The organism is Variovorax sp. (assembly GCF_035634955.1).
Classification (GTDB): Bacteria; Pseudomonadota; Gammaproteobacteria; order Burkholderiales; family Burkholderiaceae_C; genus Variovorax.
On the sequence record NZ_DASQBZ010000021.1, the window covers coordinates 53,792 to 71,064 of the forward strand.

Annotated in this window: 16 protein-coding genes; 11 read left to right on the forward strand and 5 right to left on the reverse strand. The window is 69.4% G+C overall.

Annotation, left to right across the window (positions count from 1 at the left end; translation table 11 throughout):
- Positions 1–67: 67 nt before the first annotated feature.
- Positions 68–1,645 carry a glycine betaine ABC transporter substrate-binding protein gene (locus tag VES41_RS11030; RefSeq protein WP_414719094.1) on the forward strand — a complete coding sequence of 526 codons (1,578 nt, stop codon included), beginning with the start codon at positions 68–70 and terminating at the stop codon, positions 1,643–1,645.
- Between the two features lie 20 nt (positions 1,646–1,665).
- Here the strand turns inward: VES41_RS11030 and queG are convergent, their stop codons facing one another.
- A complete protein-coding gene (queG, locus tag VES41_RS11035; protein ID WP_414719107.1) occupies positions 1,666–2,715 on the reverse strand; it encodes a tRNA epoxyqueuosine(34) reductase QueG in 1,050 nt (349 codons plus the stop codon).
- Between the two features lie 3 nt (positions 2,716–2,718).
- Here queG and tsaE point away from each other — a divergent pair, with 3 nt between their 5' ends.
- Together tsaE and VES41_RS11045 are read left to right on the forward strand one after the other, a co-directional pair.
- Entirely contained in the window at positions 2,719–3,222 is a 504-nt protein-coding gene (tsaE, locus tag VES41_RS11040; RefSeq protein ID WP_324816567.1) for a tRNA (adenosine(37)-N6)-threonylcarbamoyltransferase complex ATPase subunit type 1 TsaE, read from the forward strand.
- On the forward strand, positions 3,219–4,649 hold the full coding sequence (locus VES41_RS11045) for an N-acetylmuramoyl-L-alanine amidase (protein ID WP_324816569.1): 1,431 nt from the start codon (positions 3,219–3,221) through the stop codon (positions 4,647–4,649). Before tsaE ends, VES41_RS11045 begins: the two co-directional genes overlap by 4 nt.
- Before the next feature lie 12 nt (positions 4,650–4,661).
- On the opposite strand, the gene VES41_RS11050 is transcribed toward VES41_RS11045, so the two are convergent.
- The 3 genes from VES41_RS11050 to VES41_RS11060 are packed head-to-tail and all read right to left on the reverse strand — an operon-like array spanning position 4,662 to position 7,212.
- Entirely contained in the window at positions 4,662–5,405 is a 744-nt protein-coding gene (locus VES41_RS11050) for a GntR family transcriptional regulator (protein WP_324816570.1), read from the reverse strand.
- Between the two features lie 56 nt (positions 5,406–5,461).
- A complete protein-coding gene (locus tag VES41_RS11055) occupies positions 5,462–6,220 on the reverse strand; it encodes a glutathione S-transferase family protein (protein ID WP_324816571.1) in 759 nt (252 codons plus the stop codon).
- Positions 6,217–7,212 carry a quinone oxidoreductase gene (locus tag VES41_RS11060; RefSeq protein WP_324816573.1) on the reverse strand — a complete coding sequence of 332 codons (996 nt, stop codon included), beginning with the start codon at positions 7,210–7,212 and terminating at the stop codon, positions 6,217–6,219. The genes VES41_RS11055 and VES41_RS11060 overlap by 4 nt, the downstream gene beginning before the upstream one ends.
- 137 nt (positions 7,213–7,349) lie before the next feature.
- Here VES41_RS11060 and VES41_RS11065 point away from each other — a divergent pair, with 137 nt between their 5' ends.
- The 7 genes from VES41_RS11065 (at position 7,350) to VES41_RS11095 (ending at position 14,486) form a co-directional block, all read left to right on the forward strand.
- A complete protein-coding gene (locus VES41_RS11065) occupies positions 7,350–8,402 on the forward strand; it encodes an ABC transporter substrate-binding protein (protein ID WP_324816575.1) in 1,053 nt (350 codons plus the stop codon).
- The gene (locus VES41_RS11070; RefSeq protein WP_324816576.1) at positions 8,395–10,116 is read left to right on the forward strand and encodes an iron ABC transporter permease; all 1,722 of its coding nucleotides are present in this window, start codon (positions 8,395–8,397) and stop codon (positions 10,114–10,116) included. Before VES41_RS11065 ends, VES41_RS11070 begins: the two co-directional genes overlap by 8 nt.
- A 15-nt stretch (positions 10,117–10,131) precedes the next feature.
- A complete protein-coding gene (locus VES41_RS11075) occupies positions 10,132–11,193 on the forward strand; it encodes an ABC transporter ATP-binding protein (protein WP_324816578.1) in 1,062 nt (353 codons plus the stop codon).
- Between the two features lie 49 nt (positions 11,194–11,242).
- Entirely contained in the window at positions 11,243–12,439 is a 1,197-nt protein-coding gene (locus tag VES41_RS11080; protein ID WP_414719108.1) for a CaiB/BaiF CoA transferase family protein, read from the forward strand.
- Positions 12,436–13,257 carry an enoyl-CoA hydratase gene (locus VES41_RS11085; RefSeq protein ID WP_324816581.1) on the forward strand — a complete coding sequence of 274 codons (822 nt, stop codon included), beginning with the start codon at positions 12,436–12,438 and terminating at the stop codon, positions 13,255–13,257. The genes VES41_RS11080 and VES41_RS11085 overlap by 4 nt, the downstream gene beginning before the upstream one ends.
- 2 nt (positions 13,258–13,259) lie before the next feature.
- Positions 13,260–14,015: an enoyl-CoA hydratase/isomerase family protein gene (locus tag VES41_RS11090; RefSeq protein WP_324816582.1), complete on the forward strand. Its 756-nt coding sequence runs from the start codon at positions 13,260–13,262 to the stop codon at positions 14,013–14,015.
- 150 nt (positions 14,016–14,165) lie between these two features.
- Positions 14,166–14,486, forward strand: coding sequence for a glycine zipper 2TM domain-containing protein (locus VES41_RS11095; protein WP_324816583.1), 321 nt, complete (start codon positions 14,166–14,168; stop codon positions 14,484–14,486).
- A gap of 34 nt (positions 14,487–14,520) precedes the next feature.
- Here VES41_RS11095 and VES41_RS11100 read toward each other — a convergent pair whose 3' ends face one another.
- Positions 14,521–15,198 (reverse strand): DedA family protein, encoded by a 678-nt coding sequence (locus tag VES41_RS11100; protein WP_324816584.1) that lies wholly within the window; start codon positions 15,196–15,198, stop codon positions 14,521–14,523.
- 57 nt (positions 15,199–15,255) lie between these two features.
- On the opposite strand from VES41_RS11100, the gene mutL reads away from it, so the two are divergent.
- Positions 15,256–17,199, forward strand: coding sequence for a DNA mismatch repair endonuclease MutL (gene mutL, locus VES41_RS11105; protein ID WP_324816585.1), 1,944 nt, complete (start codon positions 15,256–15,258; stop codon positions 17,197–17,199).
- The last annotated feature ends 74 nt before the right edge of the window (positions 17,200–17,273 follow it).

Below are 17,273 nucleotides of genomic sequence, written 5' to 3' on the forward strand. Positions count from 1 at the left end.
CATCGCGTGTAGGAGCCCGGCGCGAGCACCGCCCGGGTGCACAACTCACGCCTTTACACTGCGCATGATGCATCGGCCCACCCTTCGCCGCCTGTCCGGCGCCTTCGCCGTCATGCTGCTGGCCGGCGTCACGCTCCTCGCCTTCCTGCCAGCGGCGGCGGCAGACACGCTTCGTGTCGGCTCCAAGCGCTTCACCGAATCCTACGTTCTGGCCGAGGTGCTGGCGCAGAAGGCTGCGCCCGCACTCCCCGCCCCGCCGCAAGTGCGCCAGGGCCTGGGAAACACGGCCATCGTGTACGAGGCACTGCGTTCCGGCGCGATCGACCTGTACGTCGAATACACCGGCACGATCGCGCTGGAAATCCTCAAGGGCTCGCCCACGATGTCGCGCGAGCAGATGCAGGCCGGGCTCGCGCCGCTCGGGCTGGGACTGGGGCCGGCACTGGGATTCAACGACGGCTATGCGCTGGCCATGCGCGCGGCAGACGCCGATCGCCTGGGCATCCGCAACCTGAGCGACCTGGCGCGGCATCCCGAGCTGACCCTGGGCCTGTCGAACGAATTCATCGGACGCGCCGACGGCTGGGCCGGCCTTGCCGCACGCTACGGGCTACCGCAGCGGCCCACCGGGCTGGACCACGGCCTGGCGTACGACGCGATCGCGGCCGGCCAGATCGACGTGATGGACATCTACACCACCGACGCGAAGATCGACCATCTCGGCCTGCGCGTGCTGGAGGACGACCGCAACTACTTTCCGCGCTACGACGCCGTGGTGCTGTACCGGCTCGACGTGCCGCAGCGCTTTCCCAAGGCCTGGGCAGCGATCGGCCAATTGGCGGGCCGCATCGACGAACACGCGATGATCGCGATGAACGCGCGCGCTGAACTCGACGGCGCGGCCTTCGACACGATCGCGCGCGACTACCTGGCAACCGGCAACGCCGGAGCCGCCACGCGAGGCCCCGCCGGTGGCGCAACGGCAGCGCAGCCGGCGGCCGCCGGGCGCGGCTTCATGGGCAAGCTGTTCGGGGACGACCTTGCGCGCCTGACTCGCCAGCACCTGCTGCTGGTGGCGGTGTCGGTCGCGATCGCCACGCTGGTCGCGGTGCCGGTGGGCATTGCCGTGTTCCGGCGGCCGCCGTTGCGCGCCCTGGTGCTGGGGCTGACGGGGCTGCTGCAGACCATCCCGTCGCTGGCCATGCTGGCCATCCTGATCTGGCTGCTCAACGGCATCGGCATGGTGCCGGCGCTGGTGGCGCTCACGCTGTATGCGTTGCTGCCCATCATGCGCAATACCGTCGCCGGCCTGGCCGAGGTTCCCGACGGCCTGCGCGAGGCCGGCACGGCGCTGGGCATGACGCCGGGCCAGACGCTCCGGCTGGTGCAGCTGCCGTTGGCGTTGCCCACGCTGGTGGCCGGCGTGCGCACGGCCACGACCATCGCCATCGGCACCGCCACCATCGCCGCCTTCATCGGCGCCGGCGGTTTCGGCGAACGCATCGTCACCGGCCTGGCGCTCAACGACACCCAGCTGCTGGTGGCCGGCGCGCTGCCTGCCGCGGCGCTGGCGCTGGTCGCGGAAGCAGCGTTCGAGGCGCTCGAATGGTGGCTGCGCCGCGGCCACGGCGCGGCGCAGGCCTGATGCGCCGCGCCATCTGAAAGCTAAGGCTGCTGCTGCGCCAGGGCCCACGCCACGTGCTCGCGCACCAGTGCGCCGGCGTCCTGCGCGCGCGCGAGCAGCGCCGGCCGCGCCGCGGCGTCTCCGGCACGCAGGGCATTGCCCAGCGCGACCGCGATGTTGCGCAACCAGCGCTCATGGCCGATGCGGCGGATGGCGCTGCCTTCGGTACGGCGCAGAAACTCGTCCTCGCTCCAGGCAAACAGTTCGGCCAGCGCGCTGCCGGCCAGTCCTTCGCGCGGGTCGAAGTCGGGCAGGCTGCTCCTGCCGGCGAACTTGTTCCATGGGCAGGCAAGCTGGCAGTCGTCGCAGCCGTAGATTCGGTTGCCCATCAGCGGACGCAACTGCGGGTCGATCGCGCCAGGATGCTCGATGGTGAGGTAGGAGATGCAGCGCCGGGCGTCCAGCCGATGCGGTCCCACGATGGCGCCGGTGGGACACGCGTCGATGCAGGCGCTGCATGTGCCGCAATGGGGGCTCACGGCGTCGCTGGGCGGCAGCGCCAGGTCAACGTAGATTTCGCCGAGAAAGAACATCGAACCCGCCGCGCGGTCCAGCACCAGCGTGTGCTTGCCGCGCCAGCCCTGGCCGCTGCGAGAGGCGAGTTCGGCCTCGAGCACGGGCGCGGAATCGGTGAACACACGGTGGCCGAACGGACCGATCTCGGCGGCGATGCCGTCGGCCAGCTTCTGCAGGCGCGCGCGCATCACCTTGTGATAGTCGCGGCCGCGGGCATACAGCGACACCACGCCCTCGCCCGGCCGCCCGAGCCGGGCGAACTCGACGGCTTGCCAGTCCTGCGGCGTGTCGCGGGGCAGGTAGTCCATGCGCGCGGTGATCACGCTGACGGTGCCCGGAACCAGTTCGGCCGGGCGGGCGCGGCGCAGGCCGTGCGCGGCCATGTAGTGCATCTGCCCATGGAACCCTTGGGCCAGCCACTGCATCAATCCGTCTTCCGCGCTGGACAGGTCGACGCCGGCCACTCCGATTTGGGAGAATCCGAGCGCGCCCGCCAGCGCATTCACACGGGACATCAGTTGCTTGCTGCCGATCACTTGCCGATTGTAGAAACGCGCCACTGGCCCGACGAGGCCGCCACGCGCGAATTCGCCGCCCGCCTGGCCGGCGCCATCGCCGCCCACCCCGAGCTTGCCGATGCGTACATATCGCTGCAGGGCGACCTGGGGGCGGGCAAGACCACCTTCGTGCGCCACCTGCTGCACGCCGTGGGCGTGCGCGGCCGCATCAAGAGCCCGACCTACGCGGTGGTCGAGCCGCACGTCGCAGCGGGCGGCCTGGCCGTGCATCACTTCGACTTCTACCGCTTCAACGATCCGCGCGAATGGGAGGACGCGGGCTTTCGCGACATCTTCGCCGGCCCCGGGCTCAAACTCGCCGAATGGCCCGAAAAGGCTGCAAACCACGTTCCGATTGAGGATCTTGCTATTAAAATTGAAGCGATGAGTGACGAAACGCGAACCGTTACCCTGCAAGCCAACAGCATCCGCGGCGCCCGGCTGCTGCAAGGCGGCGCCGCATGAAGCGCCGTTCCCTGCTGCAAGCCGGAAGCCTTGTGCTGCTGCTCGGGCGCCAGCACATCGCCCGGGGCGCGACCATCCTCGCCGTGCGCGTGTGGCCCGCCGAGGACTACACGCGCGTCACCATCGAATCCGACAACCGGCTGCAGACGCGCCAGCTGACGGTCGGCAATCCGCCGCGGCTGGCGGTGGACATCGAGGGCATCGACCTCGACACCAAGCTGCGCGAGCTGGTCGGCAAGATCCGCTCCGACGACCCCTACATCAACGGCGTGCGCGTGGGCCAGTTCGCGCCCGAGGTGGTGCGCCTGGTGTTCGACCTCAAACAGGTCGTGGCGCCGCAGGTCTTCACGCTGGCACCGGTGGCGGCCTACCGCAACCGGCTGGTGCTCGACCTGTACCCGGCCAACCCGGTCGACCCGATGGAGGCGCTGATCGCCGAGCGCCTGCGCGACGCACCCGCCACCGCCAAGGCATCGGCGCCGGCCACGGCCTACGGCCGCCCCACCCCGGGCAAGTCGGGCGATCCACTCGAGGACTGGCTGGCCAGCCAGCAAGGCCATCCGCTGCCGATGCCCGGCGCACCGATGGCGCCTTCGGTGCCCGTCAATCCGCCGCTGCCGCCCTCGGTGGCCCTGGCCACGCCACGGCCGGCGCCACCGCCCACCGTGGCTGCGCCGCGCGCAGCGGCCACCGCGTCACGGACCGACCGCATCATCATCGTGGCGCTCGATCCCGGCCACGGCGGCGAAGATCCGGGCGCCACCGGACCGCGCGGCACCCGCGAGAAGGACATCGTGCTGCAGGTGGCCATGCGCCTGCGCGACCGCATCAACCGCGCCAGTGTCGGCGGCAACCCGATGCGCGCGTTCCTCACGCGCGACGCCGACTTCTTCGTGCCGCTGCACGTCCGTGTACAGAAGGCCCGCCGGGTGCAGGCCGACCTGTTCGTGAGCATCCACGCCGACGCCTTCACCAACCCGGACGCGCGCGGCGCCAGCGTCTTCGCGCTCAGCCAGCGCGGTGCCTCGAGCAGTGCCGCACGCTGGCTCGCCAACAAGGAGAACGAGGCCGACAAGATCGGCGGCGTCAACCTGGGCGAGCAGGACGTGCACGTCCAGCGCGCCATGCTCGACATGAGCACCACGGCGCAGATCAACGACAGCCTGAAGCTGGGCAGCGCCATGCTGGGCGAGATCCGCAACGTCGGCCGGCTGCACAAGGGCAGCGTGGAGCAGGCCGGCTTCGCGGTGCTCAAGGCGCCGGACATCCCCAGCGTGCTGGTCGAGACGGCCTTCATCAGCAACCCCGATGAAGAGTCCAAGCTGCGCACCACCGGTTACCAGGAAGACCTGGCCGATGCGCTGATGCGCGGCATCGAGCGCTACTTCGCGCAGAACCCGCCGCTGGCACGCAGCCGGCAGTTGTAGCGCTGGTGCGCCCTAGGCGCTCTGCCTGACCTTCGTCCTTCGGCCCTTCGCCGGCTGGGCAGCACCGGCGGGCGGCATCGCCGGTGGGATGGCCCGGCCCGGCGGCATGCTCGCGATGGCGTCGGCGTACACGTTGCCGCCGCTCGAGATGTGGTCCGTCATGGCCTTGAAGGCCGCATCTTCGTCCCCGGCCAGGATGGCCGCGACGATGGTCTGGTGCTCGGCCAGGGAATGGCGGATGCGGTTCGGCCGGTCGAACAGCGAGCGTTGCGGGTGCCGCATGCGCAGGCGCATGGCACGCAACTGCCGCGCCAGCACGTCGTTGAGACTGCCGTCGTAGATGATCTCGTGGAACGCGCGGTTGGCGCTGCCGTAGGCCTCTGCGTCGTCGAGCTCGGCCGCGCGCCGGCATGCCTCGTGCGCCTGCTCCAGTTCGCGCCGCTGCACCGCGGGCATGCGGCGCGCCGACAGGCGGGCCGCCAGCCCTTCGAGCGCCATCAGGATCTCGAGCATGGCGATGTACTCGGGCAGCGACAGGGTGGCGACGACGGCGCCCTGACGTGGCACGGTGGCGACCAGCCCGGCCGAGATGAGTTGCAGGATGGCTTCGCGGGCCGGCGTGCGCGAAACGTCGAAGCGCTCCATGAGTTGCTGCTCGTCGATGCGCGAGCCGGCGTCTAGCTTGCCCGAAAGGATCTCCGCCTCCAGGGCTTCGCGAATCCGTTCACTGAGGCTGATGCGTGGTGTGCTTGCCATGTGGATGTGTCTGTGTTCGCGATGATAGGAGCTTCGCGGCGCGCGGCGCGCCATGCTCATGCCCCAGGGCCGCCCGCTCGGCTGCGCAGCGCCTCGTCGAAGCGCTCGATGCGCGCCATGGCGAAGGCCGGCCGCTCGCGCACGGCCTGCCACCAGCCGTGCACGCGCGGCCGCGTCGCGGGCAGCAACTGGTCGGGCGCCAGTTCCTCGAGCCGTGCGACAAAGGGCACCGCCGCGATGTCGGCCAGCGAATAGGACGCGCCGACCAGCCACGGCGCCGGCCCGAGCATGGCTTCCATCTTGTCCAGCAGGCCGACCAGCCCGGCCAGGGCTTCGTCCTTCTCTTCCTGCGTGTAAGGGCGCCGCGCGATACGCAGCCACGCCTCGCGACGCTCGGCGGTGGGAATGCGGTCGAGCCTTTCGCGCAACTGCTCGGCAGTCCACTGGCTGGCCACCGGCTGCAATGCCTGCGACCAGTTGAGGATCAGCAGCCTGGGCAGTGCGCGCTCGTCGGTCCAGCGCACGAAGTTGCGCATGACGGCGCGCTGGTACGGGTCGTGCGGCCGCAGCGGCGGTTCGGGATGAACCTCGTCCAGGTATTCGCAGATGGTCGAGCTCTCGTGCAGCGGGCGCCCGGGCGCGATCAGGAGGGCCGGCACCACGCCGTTCGGGTTCATCGCGAGGAATGCCGGGCTGTGCTGCTCCTGCCGGCTCATGTCGATCGGAATGCTTTCGTAGGGCACGCCCTTTTCGGCCAGGCACAGGCGCACCCGGCGCGAGGCGCTGGACAGCCAGCCGTGAAACAGCTTCATCATGAAAGGTCGTCCCCGACCATCAGTACCGGCGCGCCGGTGGTCATCCGGCCTTCGAGTTCGCGGTGCGCACGCTGAACGTCGAGCAGGCCGAAGCGCGAGCCGACATCGAGCCGTACCTGGCCGGCACGGACGACGGCGAAAAGGGCCGCGGCCGCCTGCTGCAATTCGTCCGGCTCGGCAATGAAGCTGCGCAGCGTGGGCCGGCAGACGGTGAGCGATCTAGCATGCAGCAGTTGCAGGTCGAACGCCTCGACGTCGCCGGACGCGGTGCCGTAGTTGATGGCCATGCCGCGCGGCCGGAGGCACCGCAGCGACGGCAGGAACACGTCGCGCCCGACGGCGTCGTACACCACGGCCACGCCCTCGCCGCCGGTGATCGCCAGCGTTCGGGCAGAAAAATCCTCTTGGCGGTAGTCGATCACGTGGTGGCAGCCATGGGCCTCGGCAACGGCCATCTTCTGCGGCGAGCCCACCGTGCCGATGACGGTCGCGCCCAGCGCTCGTGCCCATTGCGCCAGCACCACACCCATGCCGCCGGCTGCGGCGTGCACCAGTACGAAGTCGCCTGCCTTCACCGCGTACAGGCGTCGCAGCAGGTATTCCGCCGTCAGCCCGCGCAGCAGGTTGGCGCCGGCCTCTTCCACCGGCACGGCGCCGTCCAGCACAACCACGCGCGCTGCATGCACGTTGCGCAGCACCTGGTAGCCGCCCGGTTGAACGTAGGCGACCGACTGTCCCACGCGCAGCCCCGATACGCCGGCGCCGACCGACTCGATCACCCCGGCGCCGTTCGCTCCCGGCGTGACCGGGAAGACGGCCGGCGCCTGCGGGCCGGCGGCCCCCTTGCGCTGGTAGATGTCCGCAAAGTTAAGGCCGATGGCCCGCTGGCGGATGCGCACCTCGCCGGGACCGGGCGGCGGGACGTCCACCTGGACGACCTCCAGTACTTCGGGGCCGCCGTGTCGGCGCATGTGAATGGCAGTGGTTTTCATGGCGCGGGGCCGGAGCTTCGTTCTCCTGAATATGTATTTTCTAAACTGCGTTACGTATACCAATAAACCCTATCTACATATTTTTGTGGCTCGCCCATACACTGCCAGCGCACCCGGACAACCAATTGGAGACACTCATGCAGCTGAGAAGAAGGCAATTCGGCATGCTCGCCGCCGCCGGTCTTGCCGCCCCGTCCATGCGCGCTTTTGCGGTGACCGCCGCCCCCGACATGTCGGCGGTCTACGAGGCGGCCAGGAAGGAAGGCGAACTGACCTGGTATTCCGTGCCCTACCCGTCGGAGCTCGCCGAAACCATGGGCCGCACCTTCACTGCACGCTATCCGGGCATCAAGGTGAACGTGGTGCGCACGACGGCGCAGGTGGCATTCCAGCGCCTCAACCAGGACCTCAAGGCCGGCACGCCGGCGTGCGACGTGTTCACCTCCACCGACCTCGCCCATTACCTGGACCTCAAGGCGCGCAAGCTGCTGCTGAAGTACACGCCGCCGTCCACCGCGCTGATCGACCGGCAATTGCGCGAGATGGATGCCGACGGCTACTACCACGCCACCAGCGCCTTCATGATGGGGCTGGTCTACAACACGCAGAAGGTGCCGGGCGGCCAGGCGCCGACGAGTTGGAACGACCTGCTCGACCCGAAGTGGCAGGGCCTGGCGTCGGTCGCCCATCCCGGCTTCAGCGGCGCCGCAGGCGCGTGGGCCATCGAGATGCGCAAGCTCTACGGCGAGGGCTGGTTCAAGAAGCTGGCGGCCAACAAGCCGCAGGTCGGCCGCTCCACCATCGACACGGTGACCACGGTCACGTCGGGCGAGCGCTCGGTGTCCGCCGGTCCGATCACGCTGGCCGCGCGCGTGGGCGCCAAGGGCAACCCGATCGGCTGGGCGGTACCCAGGGAAGGCCCGGTGCTGGTGGCATCGCCCTCGGCGATCATGGCCGACAGCCGGCATCCGAACGCTGCACGGCTGTTCATGGAGTGGCTGATCGGCAGCGACGACGTGGTCGAGCTCGGCCGCGCCGAATTCGGCATTCCGCTTCGCACCGGGTTGAAGCCGCCGGGCGGCCTGCCGGCCCTGGGCGAACTGAAGAACCAACTCGCGCCGACGCCAAGACAGATGCGCGACGACCTGCCGGAGGTGGTCGAGCTGTGGAAGGACGCCTTCGGTGTCTGAAGCCGCCCTGGCCCCGGCCGCGCCGCACGTCCGGCACCTCTCGCGCAGGCCGGACCTGTCGGTCTGGCTGTTCGGATCGCTGGTGCTGCTGCTGATCTTCCTGGTCGCCAACCCGATCCTGCGGCTCCTGTGGGACAGCCTGCACAGCGCCGACGGAAGCCTGTCGCTGGACAGCTACGTCCGCGCCCTCGGGCGCGCACGCCACCTGCAGGCGCTGCTGAACTCGCTCTACCTCGGCGCGGCGGTGACGGCCATATCGCTGGCCCTGGGCGTGCCGCTGGCGCTGGCCGTCTCGCGCACCAACATGCCCGGGCGCGGCTTCACGCATATGGCGGCGCTGGCCTCGTTCGTCATGCCGAACTTCCTGGGCGCGATCGCCTGGATCCTGCTGGCCGGGCCCAATGCCGGCTGGATCAACCGGCTGTGGATGGCCGTCTTCGGCAGTACCGAGGGGCCGTTCAACGTATTCAGCTTCTGGGGCCTGGCGTTCGTCATCGCGCTCTACACCTATCCGCTGGTGTACGTGTTCACCAAGTCGGCGCTGGACCTGATCTCGACCGAGCTCGAGGACGCCGCGGCCATTCACGGGTCGGGTCGATTCAACACCCTGGCACGGGTGACGCTGCCGCTGGCGCTGCCGTCCATCGTCGGCGCCGGCATCCTGATCTTCCTGGAGACCATCGCGCTGTACGGCACGCCGGCGCTGATCGCGATCCCGGCGGGCATCAACCTGGCGACCACGCAGATCGTCTCGTTCTTTCAGTACCCCCTGCGCATCGAGCAGGCCGCCGCGTTCTCGATGCCGATCCTCGTGCTCACGGTGGTGATGCTCTACCTGCAGCGTGCGCTGCTGTCGCGCAAGGGCTACGTATCGGTGTCCGGCAAGGGCGGGGAGCGCCGGCCGTTCGATGCCGGGGCCTGGAAATGGCTGCTGCTGGGCTACTCGACCCTCATCTGCGCGCTCAGCGTCGTGGTGCCGATGGCCATCCTCGTCCTGGCCTCGCTGTCCAAGGCATGGGGCCGGGGCCTGGCGGCCGGCAACCTGACGCTGTCGAACTTCCATGCCATCTTCTTCGAGCAGCTCACGGTGCGCTCGGCACTGTTCAACACCGTCGCGTACTCAGCCTCGGCCGCATTGGTCTGCGTGGCAATGGGCATCTGCGTGGCCTATGCCACGCAGCGCCGCATCACGCCCGCCCCTGCGCTGGTGCAATTCCTTGCGCTGGCGCCTGTCGCCGTGCCGGGCCTGATCATCGCCATCGGCCTGTACGCAGCGTACGCCGGCCCGCCGTTCTCGCTGTACGGCACCGGAGCGCTGGTGGTGGTAGCTTTCGTCACCCGCTTCCTGCCGATCGCGGTGACGGCCTGCGGCGCCGCCGTGCGCTCGCTCAACCCCGAGCTGGAAGAGGCGGTGCGCATCCTGGGCGGCAACCGCATCACGGTGATGCGCCAGGTCGTCATGCCGCTGCTGCGCAAGACGCTGGCCGGCGTGTTCATCCTGGTGTTCGTCATCTGCACCAAGGAACTGTCGACCGCGGTGTTCCTCACCGGCCCGGCCTCGCGCGTGGTGTCCGTGCTGACGCTGGACCTGAGCGAACAAGGCAACTACGAGGCGCTGGCGGCGATGGGCGTGGTGCTGGTGGCCATCGTGACCGTCGTGGTCGCCGTCGGCATGCGCATCGCCGGACGCGACTTCATGCTGCGCCGCGGCTAGGAAAGACAAACCCAGATGATCAAGCTCGAACTCAAGAACGTATCCAAGCGCTATGGCCCGGTGGCGGCGGTGGACGACCTGAGCATCCAGTTGCAGCAGGGCGAACTGGTGACGCTGCTGGGCCCTTCGGGCTGCGGCAAGACCACGACCTTGCGCATGATCGCCGGCTTTGTCGACCTGAGCGACGGCACCATCATGGTCGAGGAGCGCGAAGTCTCGCGGGCCGGCCGCACGGTGCCGCCCGAGCAGCGCGGCATGTCGATGATCTTCCAGAGCTACGCCATCTGGCCGAACATGACCGTGGCCGAGAACGTCGCCTTCGGCCTGAAGGTGCGCCGCGTCGAGCCGCGCGAGATGCGCCGCCGCGTCGACGAGATGCTCGACATCGTCAAGCTCGGGCCGCTCGCGCAGCGCTACCCGGCCGAACTCTCCGGCGGACAGCAGCAGCGCGTGGCGCTGGCGCGCGCGATGGCGGTAAGGCCCGAGGTGCTGCTGCTCGACGAGCCGCTGTCCAACCTCGACGCCAACCTGCGCGAGGAGATGGCCGGCGAGATCCGCCGGCTGCACGACGAGTTCCGCTTCACCACCGTGTACGTCACCCACGACCAGGCCGAGGCGATGACCATCTCGGACCGCATCGCGGTGCTCAACCTGGGGCGGCTCGAGCAGATCGACACGCCCTGGAACCTCTACAACCGGCCGCGCACGCGGTTCGTCGCCAGCTTCATCGGGCAGACCAACCTGCTCGAAGGCGCGCTGGGCGACGGTTGCGTGGTGCTCAACGGCTTCGGCACCGGCATTCCGCTGGACATGGCGGCGGCGAGCGACGGCGGAGACCGGCGCGTGTCGATCCGGCCGCAGTCCCTCAGCCTCGGCCAGCCGCCGGCCGACATGCTGCCGATGGGGCCCGTGTCGGTGGTCTCGCGCACCTACCTCGGCGAGTACTGGGATTACGTCGTCCGGCCGGCCGGTGGCGGCGAGCCGCTGCGCGTGCATGCGCCGCCGTCGCATGTGCTCGAAGTCGGCCACGAATCCCTTCTGTCAATCGATCCGCGGGGGGTGGCGTTGGTGAGCTGAAGGCCGCCGCGCCATCGTCATGAGCGAACGCACGAACCACATCCGAGAGCTGCCAATGGCAAACACGACCCTACCGCTGTCCGGCTACCGCGTGCTGGACCTCACGATCGCGCGCGCCGGGCCGGCGGCGGTGCGGCTGCTGTCCGACTGGGGCGCCGACGTCACGCGCATCGACGCGCCGGCGCCGCTGCGCAGTTCGGTCACCGGGCGACGCCGCGGCTCCGACGAGCAGAACCTGCATCGCAACAAGCGCAGCCTGTGCCTGGACATCAAGCGCGCTGAGGGCAGCGAGGTGCTGCGCCGCCTGATCGAGCGCAGCGACGTGGTGGTCGAGAACTTCCGCGCCGTCGTCAAGAAGCGTCTCGGGCTGGACTACGACCAGTTGAAGGCGATCAACCCGCGCATCATCCTGGCGAGCATCTCGGGCTTCGGCCAGGACGGGCCCTATTGCGACCGGCCCGGCGTCGACCAGATCGTGCAGGGTATGAGCGGCCTGAGTTCGGTCACGGGCGAACCCGGGCGCGGGCCGGTGCGCACCGGAATCGCCATCTCCGACACCACCGCAGGCATGTTCCTGGGCCAGGGCATCCTGCTGGCCCTGCTGCACCGCGAGCGCACCGGCGAAGGCCAGTGGGTGCACACCTCGCTGATCGAGGGCATGCTCAACAAGCTGGACTTCCAGGGCGCACGCTACACAGTGTCCGGCCAGGTCGCCGGCCAGGAGGGCAATGCCCATCCGACCCAGGTCCCGATGGGCACCTACGACGCCAGCGACGGCCAGGTCAACATCTGCGCCAGCACCGAGAAGATGTGGAGTGCACTGTGTACCGAGTTGGACGGGCGCCAGCTGCTGGACGACCCGGACTATTGCACCGCCGAGTTGCGCATGACGAACCGGCGCGCGCTGGACGCCCGGATCAACGCACTCACGCGCCGGCACACCGCACGCGAGCTGGAAGCGCGCCTCAATCCGGCCGGCGTCCCCTGCGGCCCGGTCTACGACATCGGCCAGGCCTTCGAGGATCCGCAGGTGCGACATCTGCGCATGACACGGCCCGCGCACCACCCCGTGCTGGGCGAGGTGAACCTGATCCGCTCGCCCATCAATCTCTCGGCCTTTCCGCATCCGGCGGCGTTCCACCATGCGGCGCCGGACCCGGGCGAACAGACCGACGAGGTTCTGGCCGAACTCGGCTACGGCCCCGACGACGTGGCACACCTGCGCGCCCAGGGAGCGGTGGGATGAACCCTGCGACGACCCGCCAGAACCTGCCCCTGGGCACCGGCCGCGTGCTGGCCGCCATCGAAGACGGTATCGGCTGGCTGACTTTCAACCATCCACAGCGGCGCAATGCGCTGTCGCTGGACATGTGGCAGGCCATCGCGCAGGCGGCCCACGCCTTCGCGCAGGACGCTGGCGTGCGGGTGGTGGTGATGCACGGCGCGGGCGGAAAGGCATTCGCCTCCGGCGCCGACATTTCAGAGTTCGAGACGCAGCGCGCCAATGCCGAGCAGAAGGCGCAGTACGGCCTGATCGCCGCGCAGGGCTACCAGGCGCTGGCCCGGCTCGACAAGCCGCTGATCGCCATGATCGACGGCTACTGCGTCGGCGGCGGACTTGCGCTGGCGCTCACCGCCGATCTGCGCCTCGCTTCGGAGACCTCGCGGCTGGGCATTCCCGCGGCGCGGCTCGGCCTGGGCTACGACTACGAAGGCCTGGCCACGCTGGCCAGGCTGGTCGGCCCGTCGGTGGCCAAGGACATGCTGTTCAGCGCCCGCCTGCTGGACGCGCACGAGGCGCTGCGGGTCGGCCTGGTCAACCGCGTGCTGCCGCCGCCGCAACTCGAACCGGCCGTACACGACTACGCTCGCAGCGTCGCCGGCAATGCACCGTTGACGGTGCGCGCGGCCAAGGCCGCGCTGCGGCTGTTCGAGAATGGCGCTCCTGCGCCGGATACCCACGCGATCGCGCGCCTGGTCGAACAATGCTTCGACAGCGAAGACTACCGCGAGGGGCGGCGCGCCTTCATGGAAAAGCGCACACCCGTGTTCAAGGGGCAATGACGATGAATGACGCGGGGGTTCCCGAACTGGCGGTGCAAGGGCGCGTCGCCACCATCACGCTGCGCCGGCCGGCGCAGGCCAACCGGCTGAGCCCGGAAGACCTGGCCGTTCTGGCCGCCCACATCCGGAGCGTGGATGCCATTGCCGAAGTACAGGTGCTCGAACTGCGCGCCGGCGGCAAGTACTTCTGCAGCGGCTACGACATCGGGCAGATCGGCGGCGAGCGTCCGGTCGATTTCGAAGGAACGGTCAATGCGCTCGAGCATGCGCGACCGGTCACCGTTGCGGTGATGCAGGGCGGCGTCTATGGCGGCGCCACCGATCTCGCGCTGGCCTGCGACTTCAGGCTCGGCGCACATGGCATCGACATGTTCATGCCGGCCGCGCGGCTGGGCCTGCACTTCTATCGCGGCGGGCTCGAGCGCTACGTCAGCCGGCTCGGGCTCAATGCGGCCAAGCGCCTGTTCCTGACGGCCGAGCGCATCGACGGCGACGAGATGAAGGCCATCGGATTCCTCACCCACCTGGTGACGCCGGAGGCACTCGACGACGAGGCGAATCGCTTGTGTGCCACCTTGTCCGGCATGGCACCGCTCGCGCTCGAAGGGATGAAGCGCCATCTCAACGCCATCGCGCGCGGCGAACTCGATCCCCAGGCGCTGCGCGCCGATATTGCGCGCGTCATGGGTTCGGAGGATCTGCGGGAAGGCCAGGCCGCCTGGGCCGAGAAGCGCACTCCCCGATTCCAGGGCCGCTGAAGGGCTGACGGCGTCGAGCGGACCGCTGCAGCGGCACCGCTCCCACGCCGGCTGTCCCGCTACGGCGCACAGGACGCGCCGTCACGCTCCTACAGCGTCGGCCAGCCCCGGCGCCCAAGATGGAAGCCATCCCAGCAACGAGATTCCATCATGAATGCACGACTCTTGATCGCCTCTACCGCTGCCGCAGCTGCCCTGGCCCTGGGCGGCTGTGCCACAGGCCCGAGCGGCCAACAGATCGGCACCGTGGGCGGCGCCGTGGTCGGCGGCGCTGTCGGCAACGCGGTCAGCGGCGGCAACGCCATCGGGACCGTTGGCGGTGCAGCGGCCGGCGCATTGATTGGCAACGAGATCGGCCGTCGCAACGACTACAACCGCGGCGGCTACTACCAGACCCAACCGGGGTACGCGCCTGGCTACCAACGCGGCTACTACGAGCGTCCGGGCGCGCCGTACGGGCCGAGCTACTGACGCTGTAGCGCAGCGGCTGCTTGATCGCAGCCGCTCAGGCTTCGGGTGCCGACGGGCCGACGGCCGTCGCGCCCCGGTTGGCTCGCGACCCACGCCATGCGCCATAGATGGCAATCAGGCCCGGCACGATGATCAGCGCCCAGATGAACTTCTCGAGGTGCTGCCGCACGAACGGCAGGTTGCCGAAGAAATAGCCCGCGGTGGCAATGCCCATCACCCACAGAATCGCGCCACCGACGTTGTAGGCACTGAATTTGGCCCGGCTCATCTGCGCCACGCCGGCCACGAAAGGCGCGAACGTGCGGATGAACGGCATGAAGCGCGCCAGCACAATGGTGATGCCGCCGTAGCGTTCGTAGAACGCATGGGCCTGGTCGAATGCGCGCCGGTTGAAAAAGCGCGACTGTTCCCACTGGAATACCTTCGGCCCGAAGTAGCGGCCGATGCTGTAGTTGCACTGATCCCCCAGAATCGCGGCCGCCAGCAGCACCGCGCAAGCGAGCGGCAAGTTCAGCAGCCCCGCCCCGGCCAGAGCGCCGACGATGAACAGCAGAGAGTCGCCCGGCAGGAACGGCATGACGACAACGCCGGTCTCGACGAAGACGATCAGGAACAGCAGCGCATAGACCCACGCACCGTAGTTGACGACGAAGGCTTCCAGGTGCTTGTCGACGTGCAGGATGAAGTCGACGAGAAAGGCGATGATTTCCATGGACGGCCATTATCCGGATGCGCGCGGCGGGGGCGCCCTCGCTCCTAGAATGCCGCAGTGAGCGCCCTTTCCTCTTCACCCGCTTCCTCCCCCGCTGCGGCCACGCGTCGGCCGATTCTCGAACTGCCCGACGAACTGGTCAGCCAGATCGCGGCCGGCGAGGTGGTCGAGCGCCCTGCCTCCGTGGTGCGCGAATTGGTCGACAACGCGCTCGACGCTGGCGCGCGGCAGATTGTGGTGCGCCTGCTGGCCGGCGGCGTGCGCCTGATCTCGGTGGAGGACGACGGCCACGGCATCCCCGCAGAAGAACTCGTGCTGGCGCTGCGCCGGCACGCCACCAGCAAGATCGCCAGCCTGAACGATCTCGAGACGGTGGGCACCATGGGTTTTCGCGGCGAAGCGCTGGCGGCCATCCATTCCATTGCCGACTTGAGCCTTCATTCGCGCAGCGTGCACGCCGTCGACGGCGGTGGCTGGTCGCTCGACGGCCGCTCCGGAGAGCTGCGTCCGATCGCCCGCGCGGCCGGCACGACGGTCGAAGTTCGCGAACTCTTCTTCGCCACTCCCGCGCGACGCAAGTTCCTCAAGACCGACGCCACCGAGCTGGCCCATTGCGTCGAAGCCGTGCGGCGCCACGCCCTGGCGCGGCCCGAGGTCGGCTTTGCGGTGTGGCACGAAGGCAAGCTGGTCGAGCAATGGCGCCCGGCGTCCTCGCTCGATGCGCGCCTGGCCGACGTGCTTGGCGAGGATTTCGCCCTGCGCAGCGTCGCGGTCGACCACGTGATGCGCGCGGCCAACGGCAGCGAGTTGCGGATGCGCGGCCGCGCCGGGATCCCGGACGCCGCGCGCGCCCGGGGCGACCAGCAGTTCTGTTACGTCAACGGGCGTTTCGTGCGTGACAAGGTGCTCATGCATGCCGCTCGCAGCGCCTACGAGGACGTGCTGCACGGCCAGCGCCAGCCGGTCTATGCGCTGTACCTGGAGATCGATCCGGCACGGGTCGACGTCAACGTGCATCCGACCAAGATCGAAGTGCGCTTTCGCGACAGCCGCGAAGTCCACCAGGCGGTGCGCCATGCCATCGAGGACGCACTCGCCGCGCCGCGCGCCGGGCAGCAACCGGTTGACCCGGTGCCGGGGCAGGCACCGCCAGCCGTGGGCACGCCGGCTCCGGTGGCCACACCTGCGCCAGTGCAACAGCCGCGCGCCTGGCCGCAGTCGGCCCTGCATTTCGCCGCCGAGCGGCAGGGCTGGGGCGACGGCGACGCGCTCTGGCCGGTCCGGACGTCGGCGCCGGCCGCAGTGGTGCCGCTTCCGGCAGGCGCCGGCTTGGCACCCTCCTCGATCGACGCAACCGGAAATCGGCCAGCCGCGGCTACCGACCCCGGCGCCGCCCCGCCCCCCGTCGACACCGGCGCATGGCCGCTCGGCCGCGCCCTGGCGCAACTGCAGGGCATCTACATCCTGGCGGAAAACACGCAGGGCCTCGTCATCGTCGACATGCACGCAGCGCACGAGCGCATCGTGTACGAGCGGCTCAAGACTCAGCTGGACGGTGCGGCCATCGCCAGCCAGCCGCTGCTGATCCCGGCCACCTTCGCGGCGACGCCGCAGGAAGTGGCCACGGTCGAGGCCTGCGCCGCGGTGCTGCCCACACTGGGACTGGAGATCACCCCCTTCTCGCCGCGCACCCTGGCGGTGCGGGCCGTGCCGGCCGCCCTGGCCGACGGTGATGCAGTCGAACTGGCGCGCGGCGTGCTGGCCGAACTGGCCCAGCATGACGCCACCACCGTGGTCCAGCGCGCGCAGAACGAGTTGCTCGGCACCATGGCCTGCCATGGCGCCGTGCGCGCGAACCGCCGGCTCACGATCGACGAGATGAACGCCCTGCTGCGGCAGATGGAGGCGACCGAGCGCTCCGACCAATGCAACCACGGGCGGCCCACCTGGCGGCAGTTGTCGGTGCGCGAACTGGACGCGCTGTTCATGCGCGGGCGCTGATCCGGGCGTAGTGCTCGGTTTCATGGCGAGGCGCGTCGCGCTGGCACACGCATTGCGTGTAAATTCCTCGCGCG